Genomic DNA, 22,339 nt, shown 5'->3' with positions numbered 1-22,339 from the left:
TACCGATTGACGTCGGAAAGTATTTTTTGTGAATTATAGCTGATTGCGAAAAACGGTAGGTGTAACTCCGGTTTCTTTTCGGAAAAAACGAGTGAAATACGTCGGATATTCGAATCCTAGACTATACGCAATTTCACTCACTGTCAAATTTGTCTCCCGTAGTCTGTTTTTGGCTAATCGTATTATATACTCCTGAATATGATCCTGTGGGGAATTGCCGGTAAAATGCTTGATCACATCTCCGAAATAATTGGAAGTCAAATTAGCTTTTTCGGCAAAATAAGTTACCGATGGCAACACCAGCAAACGTTCATTCGCAATCGAAAAATACGTATCCAGCTGCTCGTAGAAATCCGTCACCACTTTATTATAAATACTGCGACGGGATTCGAACTGCCGGTTATAAAAGACCTGTACATACGACAGAATCAATGCGGCATAGGACACGATAATATCTTTTGAAAACGCTTCCTTCCGGTATTCGGTATGCGCTTTTCGGAACAAATCCAGCAAAGTATCTTTTTCGTCCGGCATAAGGTACAACGCTTCGTGATTGTTATAGTGCATAAAATTATACGCTTTGGCCTGCTTTCCGAGTAATTCTGAACTGATGAGTATATTATAACCGGCCAGTGCCGAAGAGTAGTTCCATTTCAATATCTTATCAGGACTATCAAAATAGGCATATGCATCCGACATCCCCTCCGGTGGCTGGATATCCGGATTGGTTTTGATTGCCAAAAGGTAGAAATCGATTCCAATGGGTGTGGATTCCAGCAATAAGGCACTATTCGTATCGTATTCGGCTACGTGTAACTGCTTATCTTTGGTTCCTTCGATACGGATATAATCTAAAAATGCCGGTATATCGAAAGGTTTTTCTTTTTTGTCCATACCTTCTTAATTTATACAAAAGTAAAATTATCTAAAAAATCCCGATATCGGATTGCAATAAAATACGTTAATTTTAGTATTCCTAACCGAAATTCCGTTGAATTTAGTACTTTCAGTACTGTTTAAAATAGCCTGTGATGTCATTAAAACATGTATTTCTAACGTTACTATGCTTGTTTGCTTCCTTTGCGAATGCGCAAGCTGATATTCTTCAATATACGCGCTACACCGGCTACGGACAATTCAACCGGGAAGATATGATCGTTTTAAGACGTTTTCAACAAAACGGACAACTGCAATATCTAACCGTTAATTGTACGACGCTCGAAACCCGGATTGTACCTGCTACCGCATTACAAGTACAAACCGTTTCCTGGGAAACACTGAAAAAACAATTTAAGAACACACCCTATCTAAAAGCCTTGCAATATGCCTCCTCACAATCCTTTTCGTTACAGGATGCAGGTATTATCCACGGTTATCCGAAAGAAAAAGGAATTACATTAACCATCGACCTTTGTCCGTCGCACAAACCGTTGGATCGGAACATTTTTACCGATCTTATGGCTGCATTTGGTACCATTGAAAAACCGGTTCCGGTAGCACTTTCCTTATCCGGACATTTTCTGGAAAACCATCGCGACGACATCCGATGGTTGCTACAACTCGAAAAGAATAATGCGATCCGTATTACCTGGGTCAACCATACCTATAGTCATTTTTATGATCCTAAATTCCCCCTACAGGAGAATTTCCTACTTAAACCCGGTACCGATATTAACTACGAAATAGTACAAAATGAGATTGTGATGCTCGAACAAGGACTTATCCCCTCGGTATTTTTCCGTTTTCCCGGACTGGTGTCCAACAACAAAGTCGTTGGCCTTGTAACCGATTACGGACTGATTCCAATTGGTAGTGATGCCTGGCTTGCAAAAGGACAATTGGCGACTTCCGGAAGTATTGTCCTTATTCACGGTAATGGTAATGAACCGGTAGGGGTTTCCGATTTTATCCGATTGCTAAAAAATGAAAAAAATGCCGTACTGGAAAAACAGTGGTTGCTTTATGACCTTAGCAACAGCATCGGTTCCGAGTTTAAAAATTAGCCGCTTTTATACTTCCTTTTTTGTATCTTAGCCGTATTCGAATTGTTTTATAAAATAACAATCCCGGTTTAGGAACGCTTCCTGAACATCCGGATTCCAAATGGAGTCCCGGTATTTTATTCTCTAATTTTATAAAACAATCGCAATGAAAACTATAAAAATTGCCGTAATTGGTGGCACCGGAAAATCCGGTAAACACCTTGTACAACAACTCCTTAAAAAAGGGTTTTCCGTAACCTTACTACTTCGAAGTCCTGAAAATTTTGACACTCAAAATCCTTTGCTTGAAATTGTAAAAGGCGATGCCCGCAATTTTGAATCGGTATTGCTTCTGTTACAGGACTGTGATATAGTGGTGAGTACACTTGGACAGCCCAAAGGCGAACCTACTATTTTTAGTACCGCAACCGGTCATATTATAAAAGCCATGCGCCACTATAAATTGTCACGTTATATTGTAACAACCGGATTAAATGTAAACACACCAACCGATGCTAAAAATGATACAGTACAAATGGCCACTCAATGGATGTATGATCATTTCCCAGAAACCACATATGACAAACAAAAGGAATACGAATTACTCGCACAAAGTGATCTGGACTGGACGATGATTCGGCTGCCTTTAATCCGGCAAACCAACGAATCGTTTTCGTATCATACGTCTTTGATCGATTGTCCCGGTGATTTTATCAGTGCTACCGATCTGGCCGATTTTGTGCTACAGGAAATGGAGCAATCTCGTTTTATACGACAAGCTCCCTTTCTATATAGCTTTGATCAATAATCAAAAACGGAGTCTTTATCAGACTCCGTTCTTTTTTAATACCGTTAGTCATTACGTTTATGCTTATGCGGTTTTAAGGTTGGGTGTTTTGGCTTGTTGTCCGGTGTAACCCGTTGCCGTTTGTCGTCTTTTCCTTTACTCGTTTGTCTTTTTGGGCCGGTTTTAATCACCTTAATCGTTTCCATAATCTACTTATTTATTATTTGTAATTACCCGCAAATAACAGTCCGCAAGCCGCGATTTCCTTACGGAAAACCGGAAATAAGAATATTTCATTTTAAACCTCAACGTACAAATATTTTGTATTTCAATTTATTTTTATTGTTTTTCAATAAATTTTTACTGATATTTGTCTTGTAAATTTTAAATCATCATCATCTTATGGAAATTAAAATCACCACCAACCAGATATTGAAAGTACTACAGGTATTTTCCTGGATCATTTTTATCGGCTTATGTGTAGAAGCGGGCGGCATTGCCGTAAACACTATTATTTCACTTTTTATCAACCCGGATGGCGTACACAACTTTTGGGAGGGAGCCGATTATTTATCCGGTCTTTTTAAATCAGACCGAGGTCATTTTGCTGTTATCACCATTATTATGACCATCGTAGCCGTATTAAAAGCAATATTGTTTTATCTGATCGTAAAACTGTTTGTCGACAAAAAATTAAACATTGCCAATCCTTTTAGTAGTGCCTTACGCCAATTTATTCTAAACATAGCTTATCTGGCTTTGGGCATCGGTTTGTTTTCGTATTACGGCCTACATTATTCCGAATGGCTTACCCAACAAGGTGCCGGAATTCCTAACTTGCGTATCTTAAATATCGATGGTGCCGATGTATGGCTCTTTATGGCCGTGATCCTGTTTGTAATTGCTCAAATCGTAAAACGCGGTATCGAAATTCAGAATGAAAACGATTTAACGATATAATATATGCCGATAATAGTAAACTTAGATGTTATGATGGCCAAGCGAAAGATGTCGCTGAATGAGCTTTCCGAAAAAGTCGATCTGACCCTTTCCAATCTTTCCATTTTAAAAACAGGAAAGGCAAAGGCAATTCGCTTTTCGACACTGGAAGCCGTTTGTAAAGCCTTAGACTGTCAGCCCGGAGATATACTCGAATATGTAGCCGAGAATAAATAATATTTGATCAATCTAACTTTTTAAATAAACACCTGACAGGTTTTGGAAACCTGTCAGGTGTAAAACGTTTAAGATTCGTTTTATTAGCACGGATTATAAATCCGCGCCATCAAATCCGCTATCAAATCCACACTACCAGATCAGTGTAAACAAACCACCAAAATAACCTATAACACGTAAAATAGCAGCATCAGAAGTGCCGGTACAATTAAAATCATACAGCCATTTCCGCCTTTATAACTCCTTCTGTGATGATTTGTAAAATGCCCCTGTACATAGGTTCCGTCTTTTTTAAAATAGCCTTTTCGATATGCCATGATGTTCCTTTATTACGTTATGATTCATCGCAAAGAACCACAATAAACCAGCATTTCCTTTACGGAAAAACGTAACATCAAAGAATTTTTATTTTTGATCACTTACTTTTGATAGCTTTGTTAACTATCGCAAAAACAACGCCCATGGAGCCCTATTTTTATGAGGATTCTTTTTTATGTTATGAGTTTACTTCGGTTAATAATGTCCGTTTTATAAATGAGGCTTTTACACTATTGACAGCATTAGAAGACGAAGAACGCAATTCCTGGGAAATGGTTCCGGAAAGTGAACAGTATTTTACTACGCGTCCTATTGGCGGTAACCGACCTGTTCCCACATCCGATTTAACGATTATGGTATCCGATTTGACTACAAAATTGATCAACCATGGTTTTGTACCCTGTGCCGAACCTGATTTTGTAAAAAGCAGTACGTTTAAGTCGTATCGAAATACCATTCAAAATGCGAGTTGTTTTGTTTATCACAACTTTGCCATTTTTTTATATGCTGAAACGACTACTATAACCTATTTATGGTTCGATACGTTTGATACTGATATAACAACGACGACCGACAATTCCGGGATGATCGATTTTCTGTATGCTATTGGTGTAGATCCGCAACTGGTTTTAGTCGACTGGTATGAAAAACGGATTATTGATTTAACCCAAAAAGACGTTATTGTCGATTATTTGGCTACAGTAAAATCATAGTTTGAGCGGAATTTGTAATAGTCATCTGATTTATTAGCACGGATGCACTCGAGGCTTTAGCTGAACTGATGAAATAAATCCGCGCTATCGGGTATACTCGAGTATGTAGCCGAGAATAAATAATATTTGATCAAATCAACTGTTTAAATAAACACCTGACAGGTTTTAGAAGCCTGTCAGGTGTAAAACGTTTAGGATTCGTTTTATTAGCACGGATTATAAATCCGCGCGGTCTGAAACAACTTCGTTTATCATAAACTTATCACAAAAACCATTCAATCAGTGTTTTTTGTTTTATTTATCGTATCTTTATATAATCTGAATGATTGATGGTTTTATCCTTCTGATTATTTTGGTCTTTAAAGAGCGTGCAATTTGGTTTGTATGCTCTTTTTGGTTTAAAGTGGTTCCGGCGTCGGATTGTGGTTCCGAAGGTTTGTTTCTGTTAACACAAAATAAGAAATAAGTGATGATCCATCACCTTTGGGTTCGTTTCAATGTTTTTGTCTAAATTTGTTGTTCTTATAATAATTTAACTACAATTATAAAAAACGAATAACACAAATAGTAAATGAAACTAGCTTCAATTGACAACAAAACCAGAGATGGACAATTAGTAGTCGTAAATAAAGAATTAACTAAAGCTGTAAAAGTGCCTGAAATTGCAGAAACTATGCAATTTGCAATCGATAATTGGAAAGAAACTGAGGCTAAATTACAACGTGTTTATCAAGACTTAAACGCAGACAAGATCCCTAATACATTTGATTTTTCTTCTGTAAGAGTTTTAGCTCCAATTCCGAGAGCTTATCATTGGGCAGACGGAAGTGCCTATGTTACTCATGTAGAACTGGTACGTAAAGCTAGAAATTCTGAATTGCCTGAATCTTTTTGGACAGACCCGTTAATGTATATGGGAGCTTCTGACGCATTTATTGGGGCTAATGACGACATCACGATTGAAAACGAAGAATGGGGTATTGATTTTGAATCAGAAGTAGCCGTTATTACTGATGATGTTCCAGCTGGAACTCATTCAGAAGACGCTTTAAATCATATTAAACTAATCACAATTATTAATGATGTTTCTCTAAGAAATCTGATACCAAACGAACTATCCAAACAATTTGGATTTTATCAATCCAAACCCTGGACATCTTTTGCTCCAGTTGTTGTTACACCCGACGAACTCGATGGCGATTGGACAAATGGAAAACTGCATTTACCATTATATTCAACTTTAAATGGCAAATGTATTGGTTCTCCTAATGCAGGAATCGATATGACATTTGATTTTGGTCAATTAATCGCACATGCCTCTAAAACGCGTTCATTAATGGCCGGAACTGTTATCGGCTCCGGAACAGTCGCAAACCAAGGAAATCTGAATGGTTCAAGTTGTTTGGCTGAAGTTAGATGTTTAGAAATAATAAAAGATGGAAAAGCTTCAACTCCATTTATGCGTTTTGGAGACAGAATTGAAATCGAAATGAAAGATAAAGAAGATCAGTCCATATTTGGTAAAATAAATCAAATCGTAAAAGAATACAAAAAATAACGATTACTAAAACATCAAGAGTCTTAAGGTTCTCCCTTTGAAAACCTATTCCAATTTGGAGTAGGTTTTTTGTTTCCGGGTACCTCAACACCCGTTTATTGCTTGGTTTTGGGTGTTGGTGGAAAAGAAAAGGACGGACACGCTATGTTACGCCCATCCCTGTATCCCGAATGCCGTTGGAAACCGATTAAAGATTTTGAAAGACTATTTCTTAATTATTTTTAAATTAGCACGTGAACGTAGTTCTTGTTATACAGAACTATCAGGAACCTATCTATTTGACGCCTTATATATCGTAACAAAGTTGTGCGTCAGCATACAACAACCGAACTTAAAAATAAAACAAATGAAATGTATTTATTACACCTTTCTTTTTCTACTGGTAACACTTATGAGTTGCTCAAACGTATCACAACCAAGTGATCCAATTCCGGAACACGAAACTTTTAAAATTCAATCGAAACAGGTTGGAGAAGAAAGGATAATTAATGTCTGGACACCGGCAAACTACAAATCAAACACCGACTCATTGCCGGTAATGTATATGGCAGACGGTGGAACAAAAGAAGACTTTCCACACATTGCAAATACATTGGCTAAACTTATAAAAGAGCACAAAATAAAACCAATTATTCTCGTAGGAATAGAAAACACACAAAGAAGACGCGATTTAACAGGTTTTACCGAAGTCGCAAAAGACAAGGAAATAGCACCCGTTGTTGGTGGTTCTGAAAAATTTAGAGCTTTTATAAAAGAGGAACTTTTCCCTGAAATTGAGAAACGTTACAGAACAACGAGCGAAAAAAGTATTATCGGAGAATCGGCATCAGGGCTTTTTGTACTGGAAACATTTTTCTTAGCTCCTGATCTGTTTGACAATTATATTGCTTTTGACCCTTCACTATGGTGGAATGATCACTATTTGGTAAGAACGGCAAAAGAGCATTTGGCTAAATTTCCATCAACCGACAAACGAATTTGGTTTGCTGGCTCAAATGCGGAAGATATTGCCCCCTTTACAAAAGAATTGGCAGCGCTATTGAAATCCGAAAACAGAGCAAACATAAAATGGAGGTTTTCCGACGAACCAAAAGAAAAGCACACAACACTATTTAGAGCCACAAAAGAAAAAGCAATTATCTGGGCATTAAACAAAAACTGAATAAAAACACCGATAGCACGGATTTACTTCGTCTGTTCGGCTGAAGCCTCGGTTGCAATCCGTGCCAAGTTCTTATAGTATTCACTAAAACCACATGCATTTAAAAACAAAAGACAGGCAAATCAGCAACAATTTTCACTAGCCTGAATCGGTGGACATTTTACCGTTCCATAACTGCAATACACACAACAATCGCCTTCCAATGGTCGTAACCGTGTTTTACAGTTCTCACATTCATAGAAAAACTCACATGCATCCGTTGGCATCATTTCCGTTTTTTTATGCCCGCATTTCGGACATGTAATCGTTGATTCCAATGCAACGGTTTTGCCGTTGTAAATAGTACAGGTATCACAATTTCCGTGAAGTTTGTTTCGGTAGTAGTTTATGGCAGTACCAATAAACAGCCCAAACATTCCCGTATAAATAAAATAGGTACCATCACTAGCGAAATAATAACCGTAGCATATTAAAAGTGCACTTGGAACGCCAACCAACAGCGGATAGATACATCGGTGCTTTCGGTAAGCTATAAAAAGTCCAACAAGTGAGATCAAAACCATCGCCTGAAAAATCCACATTGTCCAACCTCCAAATAATTCGAAACTTCCAAGTCCAAAAGCAGAAGCTCCAAAAGCAAAAAGCGGAAAGCAACATGGTGAAAAGAACGCTGTCAAAAACAGACCGACTGTTCCAAGTTTATCGATATTAGCGGTTACTTTATTTGTCATTATTCTATAAATTTCCACAAAGATATTGTAGAAAAACAAAAACCGATGGTACGGATTTGGTTTTATTAGCACGGATTATAAATCCGCGCTATCGGGTATTGTAGAAAAATAAAACTTATACTGCTTTCGGATTGTAGTTTGTCTTATAATTTGCATGGATTACACCCGAGGCTTCAGCCGAACAGCCGAAGTAAATCCGCGCTATCGGGTTATACTATTTCTTAATTATTTTTAAATTAGCACCTGAATGTCGTTCTTGTTCATAGCTATCAGGAACCTATCTATTTGACGCCTTATACACAGTAATAAATTAGCCACAATAATAAAAAACCGAACTAAATGACAACTTTTCCAGTATTAGCCTCAACATTATCAGAAACAGCATTAGGGAATTTTATAAAAGAAAAATACCTGCTATCAGAGAATCTTAATTGTAAATTATTTAGAACGGGAGTAAATCATACTTACTTTATTTCGGATCATGAAACAAAATTTGTTTTTAGAGTTTATTGTCATAAATGGCGAACAAAAATAGAAATTGAGCAAGAATTAGAACTTCTGAATTTACTCAAGCAAAATTCGCTTTCTGTTTCCTATCCAATTTCGGATCGTAATGGAACCTTTATTCAAGAAATTAATGCTCCTGAAGGAATTCGATATGCAGTACTTTTTTCATTTGCTGAAGGCCAAAAAATGCGATTTATGTCCAACGAAACTTGCTTTTCCATTGGTTCATTAATGGCTAAAATTCATAACGTAACCGAAAGTAAAAAAATTGACAGAATAAATTATGATTCTGAAACACTTCTGAATCAACCCTATACCAATTTAAAACCTTTTTTTAACGAAGATTTAGACGAAATGAAGTTCTTAAAAGAAATTGGTAGTAAAATGTCAACGAGAATTAAAGAACGTAATTTATTAGAAAACAAAAATGGAATCGTTCATTTAGATATTTGGTATGATAATCTGAGTGTCAATAATGAAAATGAAATCACCATTTTTGACTTTGACAATTGTGGAAATGGGTCATTAATTTTAGATGTTGGTTATTTTTGCAAACAGTTATTTTTTATAGAATCTGACAAAAATGAATATGAATTAAAAGCAAAAAACTTTCTAAATGGCTATCAAAAAATAAGAAATTTATCAGAAACAGAAATGGAATCAATTCCTGATGCCGGAGCGTCAATTTTTGTATTTTATCTTGGTGTACAAGCACAACGATTTGATTGGTCCAATATATTTTTTACTGAAAATTATCTTAAAATGTATGTGGGAAGAATACGCAATTGGGTTGACTATTATGAACAAAAAATAACCGTGGCTAGTTCCGATAGTATGGACTTGTAACTGTAAGTATTCACTAAAACCGTGTATTCTTAAAAACAAAACTACAACTTTTTACAGTTGCAGTTTTTAGTTTTAATTACACGGATTACAAATCCGCGCTATCGGGTATAACTCTAATAATCATCTATAATCTTATACGCCGCTATATATACATTTTTAGATTCCATGATTAAATGAAACTGCTCTGTTTCATTTGATTTTACAATTTTAACACTAAAATTGTCGTTGTAAATCTTAATTTTTGATTTGATTCTAATGGAATCTATAACTCCTTTATTTTCTACAATTTCCCAATGTGCTGACTTATCACTTTCAAAAAAATATGAAGCATGAAACCACGCTGACTTATCATTACAATGAAGGCCAAATGTATTGACATATAAAAATGGTGAGAAATTTTTCTGATTAACAGTCATTTCTTTTATTGACCATGTTCCACACAATGCTTTCGATTGATTTTGTTTGCAACCAATAAATAAGAAAACTGTTGAGACTATACCTAATCTAATACGTTTATTTTGTAATCTTTGTATCATCTATAATCTTGATTGTTTTTTTTCCCAATAACGCAGATTTGTAATCCGTGCTAAGATTAGAAAGTATTTACTAAAACCGTATGCCCTCTAAAAACAAAACTACAACTTTTTAGGGTTGTAGTTTTTAGTTTTAATCGCACGGATTGCAAATCCGCGCTATCGGGATATCGGGTCTTCTATTTTTTTTTTCTCCATATAAATATTAATATGATTTTTAGAAGTGGTCACATCAAACGCTTGATGATTATCAAGATAATCCTTGGCGGAAGTTTTAATTTCAATATATGCACCTTTTTCAAAATCTCCTCGATAATTGCCATCACTATCTGATGTCACATTTAAAGAATCTTGTTTAGTATAACTTCCATCTGGTGTATTTCCGTAACTCCAACATATGATGGTAATTGACGAATGTGAAACTGGTCTTTTTAATTGACTATCTAAAATCTGTCCTTTGATTTCAATATTTTTCACATCGGTATAACAAGAAACCAATGTCAGTAATAATAAACTTAAATATTTCATATATCTTTTAATTTGCTCCATTTATTATTGTTGAATCCCCGATAGCGCGGATTTGTAATCCGTGCTAAGTCTAAAATTCACTAAAACCATATATCTTATAAAAACAAAACTACAACTTTTTACAGTTGTAGTTTGCTCTTTCTTTATTGGCACGGATTACAAATCCGCGCTATCGGGTTTATTGTACGAAGTATTCAACGATATTGTAGCTGTCTTTTTCAAATTCCTTTAGAAATACTATTTGTTCCTTTGATTCAACTTTTGAGTATTTAACTTTCAAAAAGATAGTCGCTTTATGTTTATCGTTAGAATATTCGACTTTAATGACTTCTTTACTTATAAATTTACCAAATTGAGTATTTTTACTTTCAATTAATTTACTAAACTCTTTGAAAGGAGTTGTTTGGTAAAACTTATAACTCATTATTTTATCGATTTCTTTAATATTGCTAATATTTTTATAAAAAAAATCTGTTAATGATTCAACACTCATTCCTTTGAACATCATTTGTGAATTGGGAATAGTATTATTGTTAGCATCAATTGTTATATCATCATTTTGTGCCCTCATAGAGTAACTAATGAAGATTACCATTATAATAGCTAAATAATTTCTCATTTTGTTTTAATTAGGTCTCAAAAAATAAATTCAATATTTTATTATTAATTTAAATCGTCCTCTAAATATATCTTTTTGTCCAATTTAAATACTGAATCGTTTCGGTAAACGTTTATAAAAAAATCTCCTCTTTTCTTTATTAAAGAATCTCCTTTTTTTATAACGTCCCAATAGTCTCCCTCAATAAATTTAACCCCATTTGTAAGGTATATTGTTGGATTATTATGATTTGATTTATCATAATCTTTATAAGAAACAATACCTGAATAGTTCTGATTTAAAACATTAATTATTGAAATCTGAAGGTTGTTTTTGTTTGTATTATCTTTATTTTTATAACTCCAGATTATCATAAATGAGATAAAAAAAATCAGTATCACTGCTAATATTCTCCAGAGCATTTTATTTGTGAATTCAAAGCTATTATTCTTCATAGATTAATTAATTCTAAAAGTCCAAGTCTTGGTTTCGGTAATCATCCCCCCTAAACCTATTTTTGTAGGTGTACTAATCCCAGGATAATGACTCGTTTGACTACCTGCGTTATAAATATAAGGTCTTTCTTGCGCACCTTTAATATATTCTCCATAATTTTCATAGCTACTACCTTGTGTCCCTCCTCGCTCAAGAGAAACTGGACCAACTGAGCCACTCCAAGAATTCCCGTTACCACCAAAATCAGTTACCGAAAAAGAGTTATTGGCAGTCGGAGTTATTATACCGCCTTTAAATCCAACTCCTCCTCCGAAACCGGAATTACCTCCGAAACTAAAATAGAAAGCCCGTCCACCAGACGGGTCATTAACAAATCCCGCCTCAAGTGAAATTCCACCGCCCACGGCTCCTCCAATGGAAAGGCCAGAAAAAGTACCAGAAGTATTCTCGGGATTTACTATAGTTGTTCCACCATCAGTATTAATATCACCGTTGCTAAAATCAACAATTTCATTATTTTTATCCGTAACCGTGCCGTTATTGTGATAAGTATAAGAATATCTGCCATCAATCTGACCATCTGCGTTTCTACTGAGAGTTCTGGAACCTTCCGCCATAATTTTAGCATTATCACCATATATTGATGTTGCTTGCTCTTGGCTTTTTACCGAAGCGTCGTAAAACACTCTTCCTCCTTTTTTAATCCAATCTTCATTTTGCATTCCATCAGGGTCAACAAATCTCATAGGATTATTATAAGCATAGGTATAAGGCGACCATCTTCTGCTTGTTTCCGCCAGCGGGTCAATATTCATCCAACGTCCAATTGCAGCATCATAATTCCTTGCTCCATAATCATACATGTTAAGCCCCAGCTCGTCTTGCAGCTCTTTCCCATTGTATTTATACTTATACGGATTTACAACAGGTTTACCACTTTGTTGTTCTAAATATGGAACATTGTAGCCTGGTGAACCATCAAAAGGTAACACAAAAGTATACAACTCCGTATTATACGCCGTATGCTTTAAGCCAAATGGATAATAATGGTTTTCTTCCATTATTTTTAAGACTTCGTTCCTTCTGTCCCAAGCCCAACTGGCACGTATATTACCTAAATAATCCGTATAGTTAAATACATAACTAAAACCATAACGGCTTAATGCAAAAGTTACACTCACATAGCCTTCAGCATGCGGAAAAAGCTTTAAAATACTTTTTTCATACTGAAATCCCTGTTGGTAATCTGTTGGAGTTGTTGTTCCGGATACCGTTACGTTTTTCTTTACCTTAACACCTGCTGCGTTGTAAATATACGTAATTTTATTACCATCACTGAACAGAATTTCTGTTGGCAGATTTAAATGATTATAAACGATATTCGTAATCTTTTTATTCGCATCCTGCGTCATATTACCGTTCGCATCATAGGCATAATCGTTATAGGTATTTCCATATCCGTTATCCTTAAATCCTTCCGGATTATTGGTTGCATCGTTTACGCGCATCAGACGGTTTCCGTTATAGGTATAGGACAAATCGTCGATATCAATGGTCACCGTAGGGTGATCCAGATTCCCTGTACGTTTCAAGGAGGTGATATTTCCGTTTTTATCATAGCTAACCGATTCGTCATACGAACCCGGAACCGGATTTCCGGTTGACGGCTTTTGGTAAATGGCCTTATTCAGACGATTTAAATTATCGTATTGATAACCGTATTTACGAAGTACGTTATCACTGTTGGTTTTCCAAAACGTTTCGGCAATATTCCCGTTATACAACGGCTTTATCTGACCGTTCACACTGGTGGAAGCATAGGATATCCCACCTTCTTCACTTTCGGTTACCTGATTGTAATTGATTTTAAACCCGAATAAATCTCCTTGTTCCATTTGTAGCATCGGATCGCCTTCGGGACGAATATTATTAATATCGGTTAACCAACCGCGGATGTTATAACGGTAGTCTACTTTTTGTAATCCAACGGCTCCGGTAGTATCCTCACCTCCTACGTTTTTGGATACCAATCGACCCAATTCGTCGTAACTGTTTTTAGTCAACAACTGTTCCGCTTCTTCATTAATCTTATGTTTATGTAATACTAAACGATCTTCTTCGGTATATACAAAAGTATCCGTTAATTTTAATTCCGTGGCACTGCTGTTTAACTTATGATACGTTAGGGTTTGCAATGTTTTTCCGCTAAAATCCAGCTTACTGTCCACACGAGTATAACCACCCAAGTGGTTGATTGTATAGGCACGAATCGGACGGTATTTCAGGTCGTATAGGGTATAGCTTTGCTCGTTTAAGGTCTCCGATGCAGTCGTTAAAACACGTACCCAGCTTCCAGTCAATTGCCCGGTTATCGAAGTGGCAACCGTTTGCCCTTCCACTTGCGACTGCGGCGTAATTGCATTTACATAGGTGTAATCATCGTAATAACTTACCGTAAGCAGAGTCATGCCACTGGTTGGGATTACCCTGTTGGTATAGCTAATAGCAACATTATCGACGCTTTGCGTAACATTCACTTTAAGTCGTTCTTCTGATACGATAGTTCCCACAGCATTGTATTGCTCCTGCATACTTGCTCGGGTAGTATTAGTCTGTAACCATCCGGTATAGACAGTTCTGTTAAGTGCATCGTATTTGGTGATCAGATAACCGGTTTGTGTACCGCCAAAAGGTGATAAAGCCGGTCCGGTGGCAACCACGCGGTCGATTTTGTCATAAACAATAAACTCCCATTGTTTGCCCGGTAGTTTCTTTTCGACCATACGATTACGGGAATCGTATTTATACTGATAACACAAATCGTCCAACTGTGAAGCCGGATTGGTCACCAGTGGTGGAATTACATAGGTCAGATTTCCATAGATGTCATACACATAATAGGTATCGTGGATTCCATTGTTATAAGTACGCTTTAAAACCACACGTCCATTTTTATCTTTAAACTCCTCAGTGGTATTGTTACTTCCTGAAGTCCAGTTTTCGTCTTTAACAATCGTTTTATACAATTGATTGATCGCATAAAATCCTTTGTCCTGCAACTGTATCGTATAAAGACCATTCGTATTATCCCAGGTGGTTATTGCAAAATAGTTTTTGACTTCGTTTGCACCATTGGTCTGATAATCCATTTTTATGGCATGGTCCATATTCCCATCCGGTTTGATTTGCCAATCCGCCCCGGGCGCACCTTGCTTTAATGCTCGTGCCAAAGGAGATAACTCTACCTGTTTCTCGCTAAAGGGATATTGTCCGCTATATTGCGAGTAGCTTAACGTTGCCGACTGTGCTCCGGCCTGATAACTCATATCGTTGGTTGAAGCCGGGTATGGCAGGTATTCTTTTAACTGACGTCCCTTATCGTATTCAATATGGGTAATCACGTCTTTTCCGGTACCGGATTGTTTGTTTATATTTTGTTGTATCGGTCTACCCAGTCCATCGTAATAGGTCACCGCTGAAGCCGGTCGGCCACTATTGGCCTCCCGATAGCTGGTTTTCTTGGTCCAGTTTTGGGTATTCGTTTGTGCCACCATCCAAACCGGCGCGCACAATAAGGCTATAAGTAATTTTCTCATACTGCAGGTTTTAGTTGGTTCTGTAATTGTTGTCATACTCCTCGATGATATTGCCGTCATGATCTTTTATGCGTTTTAAACGCATCAGACTATCGTACTCGTAATACGTATTCCGACAATTGGTATCCAGTGTTCGGGTTAACAAAAAGGTCGTGGCATCATAGTAATAATACGTCACAATAGATCCCGGATAGGTTTGACTAAAAGTGCAGGGAGCGCCTAACACTGGTTCCGGTAATACTACCTCATCATTTCCGTTACCAGGATCGCCTGGGACAAAGTTTTCAATTTTAAGCATTACCTGATTCCGATTGTTGTATTGGTAATAGGTAGGGGCGCCGTCTTTTAGTCGTACTTGCGTCATGTTTCCGTATGCATCGTATTTCTCGATCAGGATACGATCTTCCAAAGCACCGCTTCCTTTTGAAAAACGCACCAGCTCCGGTAAGATTCGGTTCGGGTTATTGTTCCAGCTTTTATAATACGTGACTTTGGTTCCGGTTAAAGGGGGAATTCCATTAGCAAGTCCGTAGAAAGTTCGAACCATAACCGGCTGGGATACTTTGTTTAATTCAACTAATTTGTTCAGGGCTGCGATCTGTGCAGGTGTAGCATCCGGTACCAAATTGGTCTGATTGGCATACGTGTAATGCACGCGGCTTACCATGCCGTCTTCGCTTGTGGTGGTTACAATCATGGTCGGTAAACCGATCAGCCCATCATACCAATAGTCTTCTGTAGTGGACAAATAAGCTGTCGGGTTGCTCTCCGGATTCACTGTATATAATACCGGAGTGGTAAAGTCATAGGTTTTTGCTTTGATTAACTGTGCTTTTCGAGATAACAGTTGGTATTTACGAAGGTCAAAGTTGGTAATCCCACTATTCTTGAATACACAGTTAAAGAAGGCATATCCTCCGATAACGCCAGTGATACTCGCTACGTCTTCATAGCGGTATTGCCAGTTTTTTTGTCGAACCTTATACAAGGTGCTGCCTCGTTTTGTCAGATCGATTTCTTCCAGTAAGGTACCCTGATAAATATCCCCTGCATTTCCTTTATAACTGGCTCTTTCTTGTTGGAATACACTCTGATGTATCGGCCATATATCCTCATTGATTCCAAAGGTGTTGTTATGAAAACGTTTGTACTTTCCGCCCAATTCAAAGTTATCTCCGCCATAGCTGATCAGTACGTGTTCGTAGTTGCGTTCCAGTTCGCTAGTTGGGGTAAGCGGATTAGAAGAAAACGTTCTAAAATTGATTTCAAACTGTTGCTTTTGTTCTAGTGGCGCTTCACCACCTCCATTACAACATTTGGTCAACTGCCAATCGGTAATATACTCGTGATTTTTTCGAAAGGTTACCAAATCCAATGGATTTTTAAAATAATCTTCCATAGAAGTATAGTAGTACCGTTTTACAAAAGCCTGTTCACTTGCGGCCGTATAATCCGTCGTACGCTTAACCCGTAGCTTTCCGTCGTCTATTAGTTTGGTTCCTTTGCGATAAGTAAAATAAAGTTGCGCATCAAACTGCGTGGTTGAAAATTGGTAGTTGTTATAGAGTTGGAAAGCATATTGATGGTCTTTTACAATATCAAAAGTAAACTCCTTTGAAAAATCATACCTACCGGTTCCTATTTCCTGATTGCCATCCGGCATTCGGAAAGTAATCTCCTGTATGGTATTGGCTGATAAATCCGAAATTTTCAACACAATAACATCGGTATGCCCCATCTGACTATTCGAGAGAACATTGATAATCCCTTTAACGGTTTGACTTTCAAAAGCACCTGTAAATCCAAAGGTTCCATCCGGATTTTCGTATAAATCCCCTGTAATTGCACTGTTTACCGATGTTTTGTTAACCGGGTTTCTCGCCGGATTGTTACGCCAGATATCCATTGTGATTCCTCCGTCAACATAGTCTTTGGATTTTTCCATTTCGTATTCAAATTCCGAATAGCCTCCGGTCGGATAACTGATTTTCTTTAATGATCCTTTTACAGCACTGGCAAAATCGGAACTTCTGTCGGCCAGATTCGGATAATAATTATGGAAATACAAATCGTTGTTTTGTGGCAAGGCGGTCGAATTAAACGTCTTACCGTTGTAATATCCTAATGCATCACGTGCCGAACTGGTTCGCGTAGGCAATCCTAGCGGATCATCGTATTCCAGAGTATATTGTTCGTATTTACGTCCGTGACCATAGTTGTTGTTTTTATTGAACTCTACTTTGGTCAGGAAAAAACGTTCTGAAAAAGTTGGTAAACCGGGAAACAGGTAGGTTAAATTGATTGTATTGACAACTGCCCCACCTTGCTTTATTTCAACACTATTTAACACTTTTCGATAATGCAACGAAGAACCATTGGCACTGTTAAACGTGATTTCGGAGCCAGCCCCTTTTATCTTGGTTAAGGTCTTACCATTAGCGGTAATCGTATTAGTAGTGGTGGTCGTATGATCCTGTTCAACCGTTGGCGGACGAATACAATCGCGGGTACTGGTATCGAATTCATATACCTTCACCGTTAGGTTTTCTACCTGATCCATACGAATGGTTCTGTTTACCGAGTCCGAGTCGTATTCAAACAGGATGGTACCACTCTCCGGATGATCAATCCGGGTTAGATAATAGGCCGTTGGGACATACGGATTATCCATACGTGTCCCGACAAAGGTGGTTTCGGTGGCAGTAGCACCTCCAAAATAATATTTGATTCCTTCCGGGGTGATCAAACGAAATTCCTGCGACTGACGGAAACGAATCTTGTTATCGGGATCACTTCCCATAATTTCAATTTTAAGATTGCTATCCGCTTTGGCTAGACGTGGTACAAAATTCACGTCGAAGAAAAAGCTACCGGAATAGCCCGGAAAATTAAAATAAAACTGATCGGGCTTCACATCCCATATCCTACGTAGCTTCGCAAAAATCCGGTTTAACCAAATAGCATGAGAGGAACCGTTATACAAACCGGCCGGATCAATCATTTCAGCGGTCAGCCTTCCTTCCAGATAGTCGGCTTCATCGGGTTTATCATTTACCGTTCGGGTAATAACTCCTCCGGCACTAAGTGTCCAGTTAATTCCAGTCCAGGTAGCCGGTTGGCTCAATTTAACCCCAGCAGCATTATAGTTTAAACTTATCGGTAAGGAAAGATGCCCGGATTGCACAGTATAAAGCGGAATAGAAGCATTGACCATTCCGGAGTATTCATTAATCGGGATATCTCCGAATTTGGTTAAGGCAAAGGCGTCCACCGAAGGTTTGGTTACCTCGGGTACAACTATTGCGGTAGGACTAGGCGGAGGTGTTTCCTGGGCCATAGTTGTCCCATAAAGCCCTAAAAGCAGTAAGGTGAGTAGTATTTTTTTCATGTAATTTCTTATTTAGGTTGGATGCCCTTGATGACTTTTACCGAGTTGTGTTGTACGTTGGTACGGATTTCTACGATATAGATACCTTCCGGGTACTGACTTAAGTCAACCGGTACGGTGCGACTGTCGATCGAGAACTGTTGCAGTTGTCGTCCCGAAAGATCGAATACCGAAGCGGTTCCTGTTTGGAAATCGTAACCCACAATGATATTGGTAAATTGTTGCGCCGGGTTAGGAAGGGCTTCAATGGCCGGTTTGTCCAGTTCTTTTTTATAACGATCTTTAAGTTTTACCACCCAAAAATCGCTACCGCCATGTCCGCCGCTTTTATTGCGCGAGGGCTTCCCTTTGGAGGTTCCGGCAAGCAGATAACCACCGTCACGGGTTTCGATTAATCGGCCTAAGATATCTTCCCCATCACTTCCTACGGTTTTACTCCATACTTCTTCGCCTTTATCGTTTATTTTTACCGCGATATAGTCGTTGATGTCTTTTTTATCTTTTTTGCCTTCGCCTACTTCGGTATGCGCATAACCACCGATTAAAAACGTATGATCGTCATTCTCAATAATCGAAGTTAACAGGTCGGTTTTACCATAATTGTAGGTTTCCTGCCAAATGGTTTGCCCGTCCGTGTCCAATCGTACCACCCAGAAGTCGGTTCCTTTACCGTTAGCCTTACTTTTATCGTTCGATGGGTTCGAATTGGAACTTCCGCCTAATAAATAGCCTCCGGTTTTGCATTGGATCAGTGCCGTCAGGTGATCATCACCATCACCACCTAAGGTACGTTGCCATTCGATACCACCCTGTTTGTCGGTTTTAAGGATCCAGTAATCACCCACGCCTATATTGTCGTTGAGTTTATTTCCGGAAGCCGGCGAGTTGGAATAACCACCAATGATATAGCCGCCATCCGGAGTTTGCTCGATCGTTTTCAACTGATCAAGGTGTTTTCCGCCATAGGTTTGTTGCCATTCGATCGTACCGTCCGAACGCAATTTGACTACCCAGTAATCCAGGTTGCCAAAGTTCGCTTGCGTTTTGTCACCGGATTTTCCCGATGCGGACGAACCGCCTACAATATAACCGCCATCTTTGGTACGACGGATACAAGCCAGTTGCTCCTGACCGTTTCCACCAATAGTACGCTGCCATTGTTCGGCTCCTTTGGCGTCGAGTTTTACAATCCAGAAGTCATCATGACCTTTGGAGTCGTCTTTTTTTCCGGCACTTTTCGGGGAATCCGATACACCGGCCAGAATAAAACCGCCATCGGTTGTGAGTTGTACACTTTGAAGAAAATCCATACCGGATCCGCCATAGCTTTTTTGCCATTCGGGTGATCCGTGTTCGTCCATTTTCCAGAGCCAGTAATCGAAATTACCGCTCGAAACCATTTCTTTGTTTCCGTTTTTGTCGGATAAGGAACTGCCAGCTAAGAGGAACCCATAGTCGGGCGTGGGCAGTACGTCTGCGAGGAACTCGGCATGTTTACCACCATACGATTTTTCCCATAAGATATCCTGTGCCTGGGATACCATCGGAAAAAGGCATGGCAATAGTAGTGCCGAAATCCTGCCTTGTAATAAGGCACGATTCGTCATTTTTGTCATTAAACAGTTGTCAATTAAGTTAGTGGACTGCAAAAATAATTCATTATTATCGCTCTTCAAAAAGAAAGAATTGCAATCTGTGAAAAATAGAATCTTTATAAATTACAATATGTGTGTTATGGTATATTATTCACATTTCAACAATACATTCTAAAACAACACCAATCTATTATTCGCAATACGCATATATATCTTTACCTACACAAACACCTGACAGGTTTTGAAAACCTGTCAGGTGTAAAGAAGTAATTATAGTACTATTTCTCTCTCAATATGCAGCTGTTCCAAAAAAGTAGCATCATGGGAAACGACAATCAGGGTTCCTTTGTATTCATTTATCGAAGCGGTAAGAATTTCGATATTTTGCAAATCCAGATTATTTGTCGGCTCATCCAGAACAATACAGTCGGGCGCTTCATTTCCAATCGTAAGACCACAAAGCAACAAACGCATTCGCTCTCCACCACTAAGGACTTTACAAGGCTTTTGCCAGTCATCATAAGTAAACAGAAATCGATTTAAACGCATTTTTATCTCGTGTTCCGGCAAAGCAGCCGTATTGAACTGTTGCGCCTGCTCGTATACCGTTATACCGTTATCGATTAAGGAATATTCCTGATCGATATAGATTGTTTTAATCGGTATTCTGTGAATTATTCCGATTTTAGGTTGCAAATTGCCTAAAATAATCTGAATCAATGTGGTCTTTCCGGAACCATTATCTCCTTTTATCGTCAGGCGATCGCCGCTTGCGATTTCAATATTTAGATTATGTTTCCATAGTGGCCTATTGTCATACGAGAAATTTAGTTCCGTTGCTTTAAAAAATAATTTGCCTTTATGTAGTGCCGGTAGTCCAAAACCAAATTTCATTTTGTCGCTATCCGGTACTGTAGCTCGTAAATTTTGTAATTCTTTGGCGATACCGCCTATTTTTTCGGCATGAATGCTTTTTAGTTTGGAAGTACTGTTTTCAGCTTTATTCCGCATAGTATTGATCATTATTCTTGCCACTCCGGATTTCTCCTGTTTGCCTTTTCCTTTTGCATCCAGTTTTTGTTGGCGCTCCAAGGTTTCCCGCTCTTTTTCTTTTGCTTTTTTTAAGGCCTTTTCCTTGCTTTGAATATCCTGGTGTAAAGCATTCTTTTCGATCTCTTTTTGAGTGGTATAAAAATCATAATTACCGCCATAGGTCGTAATCCCGTTTGGTGTTAGTTCGCAGGTTATATCGAGTAGATTTAGCAACTTGCGATCATGACTGATTACAATCATCGCTATATTGGACGATTGGATAAAGTCATATAACAACTGACGTCCTGTACGATCCAGGTGATTACTGGGTTCATCCAATAAAACCAATTCCGGTTGATGTATGGCAATTCCGGCCAGAAAAACTTTGGTTTTTTGTCCGCCGCTTAACGTATGCATCGGCTGATTCAGGTCGATACCGTCCAATTGCCAGTAGCACAAAGCTTCCCGACAACGTTCTTCCAATGTCCAATCGTCGTTGAGCGTCGTAAAATTTTCTTCAGTTACAGTACCGGAGAGGATTTCGGATAGTGCCTGTAATTTTCTGTCAATCCGTAAAGCTTCAGCTACGGTAAGCTCGTTAAATTGTCCGAATACCTGTGGTATATAATACGGTTCGGTACGAATAGTACACTGACCTCCGGAAATTGGTACAGCTCCGGTGATGATCCGAAACAACGTGGACTTTCCTACGCCGTTATGCCCGATTAAGGCTATTTTGTCATAATTGTTAACAACCAGATTCAGGTCGTCAAATAAAAGCTCCCTATTGGGATGTATATAGGAGACATGCTGTAAAATCAACATAATTTCTT

At 38.2% G+C, this 22,339-nt stretch carries 20 protein-coding genes and 1 pseudogene; 8 read left to right on the top strand and 13 right to left on the bottom strand.

Features of this window, described 5'->3' with window-relative positions; all coding sequences use genetic code 11:
- Nucleotides 1-33: 33 nt before the first annotated feature.
- Nucleotides 34-894: a helix-turn-helix domain-containing protein gene (locus tag Q1R07_RS05280; RefSeq protein ID WP_300486806.1), complete on the bottom strand. Its 861-nt coding sequence runs from the start codon at nt 892-894 to the stop codon at nt 34-36.
- A 137-nt stretch (nt 895-1,031) separates the two neighbouring features.
- Between Q1R07_RS05280 and Q1R07_RS05275 the strand changes: the two genes are divergently transcribed.
- Nucleotides 1,032-2,003 (top strand): polysaccharide deacetylase, encoded by a 972-nt coding sequence (locus Q1R07_RS05275; RefSeq protein WP_300486803.1) that lies wholly within the window; start codon nt 1,032-1,034, stop codon nt 2,001-2,003.
- Nucleotides 2,004-2,148: 145 nt separating this feature from the next.
- A complete protein-coding gene (locus tag Q1R07_RS05270; RefSeq protein WP_300486800.1) occupies nt 2,149-2,790 on the top strand; it encodes an NAD(P)H-binding protein in 642 nt (213 codons plus the stop codon).
- Between the two features lie 44 nt (nt 2,791-2,834).
- Here the strand turns inward: Q1R07_RS05270 and Q1R07_RS05265 are convergent, their stop codons facing one another.
- Nucleotides 2,835-2,975, bottom strand: a complete 141-nt coding sequence (locus tag Q1R07_RS05265; protein ID WP_300486797.1) for a hypothetical protein — start codon at nt 2,973-2,975, stop codon at nt 2,835-2,837.
- Nucleotides 2,976-3,171: 196 nt separating this feature from the next.
- Here Q1R07_RS05265 and Q1R07_RS05260 point away from each other — a divergent pair, with 196 nt between their 5' ends.
- Both Q1R07_RS05260 and Q1R07_RS05255 read left to right on the top strand, forming a co-directional pair.
- Nucleotides 3,172-3,729, top strand: a complete 558-nt coding sequence (locus Q1R07_RS05260; protein ID WP_300486793.1) for a DUF2975 domain-containing protein — start codon at nt 3,172-3,174, stop codon at nt 3,727-3,729.
- A gap of 3 nt (nt 3,730-3,732) precedes the next feature.
- On the top strand, nt 3,733-3,945 hold the full coding sequence (locus tag Q1R07_RS05255; RefSeq protein WP_300486790.1) for a helix-turn-helix transcriptional regulator: 213 nt from the start codon (nt 3,733-3,735) through the stop codon (nt 3,943-3,945).
- Nucleotides 3,946-4,112: 167 nt separating this feature from the next.
- On the opposite strand, the gene Q1R07_RS05250 is transcribed toward Q1R07_RS05255, so the two are convergent.
- Nucleotides 4,113-4,262: a hypothetical protein gene (locus Q1R07_RS05250; RefSeq protein WP_300486787.1), complete on the bottom strand. Its 150-nt coding sequence runs from the start codon at nt 4,260-4,262 to the stop codon at nt 4,113-4,115.
- Between the two features lie 144 nt (nt 4,263-4,406).
- Between Q1R07_RS05250 and Q1R07_RS05245 the strand changes: the two genes are divergently transcribed.
- From Q1R07_RS05245 to Q1R07_RS05235, 3 genes are all read left to right on the top strand, one after another.
- Nucleotides 4,407-4,976: a hypothetical protein gene (locus Q1R07_RS05245; RefSeq protein ID WP_300486784.1), complete on the top strand. Its 570-nt coding sequence runs from the start codon at nt 4,407-4,409 to the stop codon at nt 4,974-4,976.
- 571 nt (nt 4,977-5,547) lie between these two features.
- The gene (locus Q1R07_RS05240; RefSeq protein ID WP_300486782.1) at nt 5,548-6,534 is read left to right on the top strand and encodes a fumarylacetoacetate hydrolase family protein; all 987 of its coding nucleotides are present in this window, start codon (nt 5,548-5,550) and stop codon (nt 6,532-6,534) included.
- 346 nt (nt 6,535-6,880) lie between these two features.
- Nucleotides 6,881-7,696 carry an alpha/beta hydrolase-fold protein gene (locus Q1R07_RS05235; RefSeq protein ID WP_300486845.1) on the top strand — a complete coding sequence of 272 codons (816 nt, stop codon included), beginning with the start codon at nt 6,881-6,883 and terminating at the stop codon, nt 7,694-7,696.
- Between the two features lie 122 nt (nt 7,697-7,818).
- Here Q1R07_RS05235 and Q1R07_RS05230 read toward each other — a convergent pair whose 3' ends face one another.
- Together Q1R07_RS05230 and Q1R07_RS05225 are read right to left on the bottom strand one after the other, a co-directional pair.
- A complete protein-coding gene (locus tag Q1R07_RS05230) occupies nt 7,819-8,037 on the bottom strand; it encodes a GDCCVxC domain-containing (seleno)protein (protein ID WP_300486843.1) in 219 nt (72 codons plus the stop codon).
- Between the two features lie 51 nt (nt 8,038-8,088).
- Nucleotides 8,089-8,427 (bottom strand): annotated as a pseudogene (locus tag Q1R07_RS05225) (MerC domain-containing protein); the annotation flags it as partial.
- A 339-nt stretch (nt 8,428-8,766) separates the two neighbouring features.
- On the opposite strand from Q1R07_RS05225, the gene Q1R07_RS05220 reads away from it, so the two are divergent.
- Nucleotides 8,767-9,780, top strand: coding sequence for a phosphotransferase (locus tag Q1R07_RS05220; protein ID WP_300486779.1), 1,014 nt, complete (start codon nt 8,767-8,769; stop codon nt 9,778-9,780).
- A 113-nt stretch (nt 9,781-9,893) separates the two neighbouring features.
- Here Q1R07_RS05220 and Q1R07_RS05215 read toward each other — a convergent pair whose 3' ends face one another.
- The 8 genes from Q1R07_RS05215 to Q1R07_RS05180 form a co-directional block, all read right to left on the bottom strand.
- Nucleotides 9,894-10,316 carry a hypothetical protein gene (locus Q1R07_RS05215; RefSeq protein ID WP_300486777.1) on the bottom strand — a complete coding sequence of 141 codons (423 nt, stop codon included), beginning with the start codon at nt 10,314-10,316 and terminating at the stop codon, nt 9,894-9,896.
- 156 nt (nt 10,317-10,472) lie between these two features.
- The gene (locus Q1R07_RS05210) at nt 10,473-10,862 is read right to left on the bottom strand and encodes a hypothetical protein (protein WP_300486774.1); all 390 of its coding nucleotides are present in this window, start codon (nt 10,860-10,862) and stop codon (nt 10,473-10,475) included.
- Between the two features lie 157 nt (nt 10,863-11,019).
- Entirely contained in the window at nt 11,020-11,460 is a 441-nt protein-coding gene (locus tag Q1R07_RS05205; RefSeq protein WP_300486772.1) for a hypothetical protein, read from the bottom strand.
- A gap of 44 nt (nt 11,461-11,504) precedes the next feature.
- Nucleotides 11,505-11,894: a hypothetical protein gene (locus Q1R07_RS05200; protein WP_300486769.1), complete on the bottom strand. Its 390-nt coding sequence runs from the start codon at nt 11,892-11,894 to the stop codon at nt 11,505-11,507.
- Between the two features lie 3 nt (nt 11,895-11,897).
- Nucleotides 11,898-15,491, bottom strand: a complete 3,594-nt coding sequence (locus tag Q1R07_RS05195) for a DUF6443 domain-containing protein (RefSeq protein ID WP_300486766.1) — start codon at nt 15,489-15,491, stop codon at nt 11,898-11,900.
- A gap of 10 nt (nt 15,492-15,501) precedes the next feature.
- A complete protein-coding gene (locus Q1R07_RS05190; protein WP_300486763.1) occupies nt 15,502-18,879 on the bottom strand; it encodes a hypothetical protein in 3,378 nt (1,125 codons plus the stop codon).
- An 8-nt stretch (nt 18,880-18,887) separates the two neighbouring features.
- Nucleotides 18,888-20,495, bottom strand: coding sequence for a T9SS type A sorting domain-containing protein (locus Q1R07_RS05185; RefSeq protein WP_300486760.1), 1,608 nt, complete (start codon nt 20,493-20,495; stop codon nt 18,888-18,890).
- Between the two features lie 249 nt (nt 20,496-20,744).
- Nucleotides 20,745-22,331, bottom strand: a complete 1,587-nt coding sequence (locus Q1R07_RS05180; protein WP_300486757.1) for an ABC-F family ATP-binding cassette domain-containing protein — start codon at nt 22,329-22,331, stop codon at nt 20,745-20,747.
- Nucleotides 22,332-22,339 lie beyond the last annotated feature (8 nt).

Source organism: Flavobacterium sp., assembly GCF_030146175.1.
Classification (GTDB): domain Bacteria; phylum Bacteroidota; class Bacteroidia; order Flavobacteriales; family Flavobacteriaceae; genus Flavobacterium.
The sequence above is the reverse complement of the archived record's forward strand: the minus strand, read 5'-3'. Positions and strand labels throughout refer to the sequence as shown.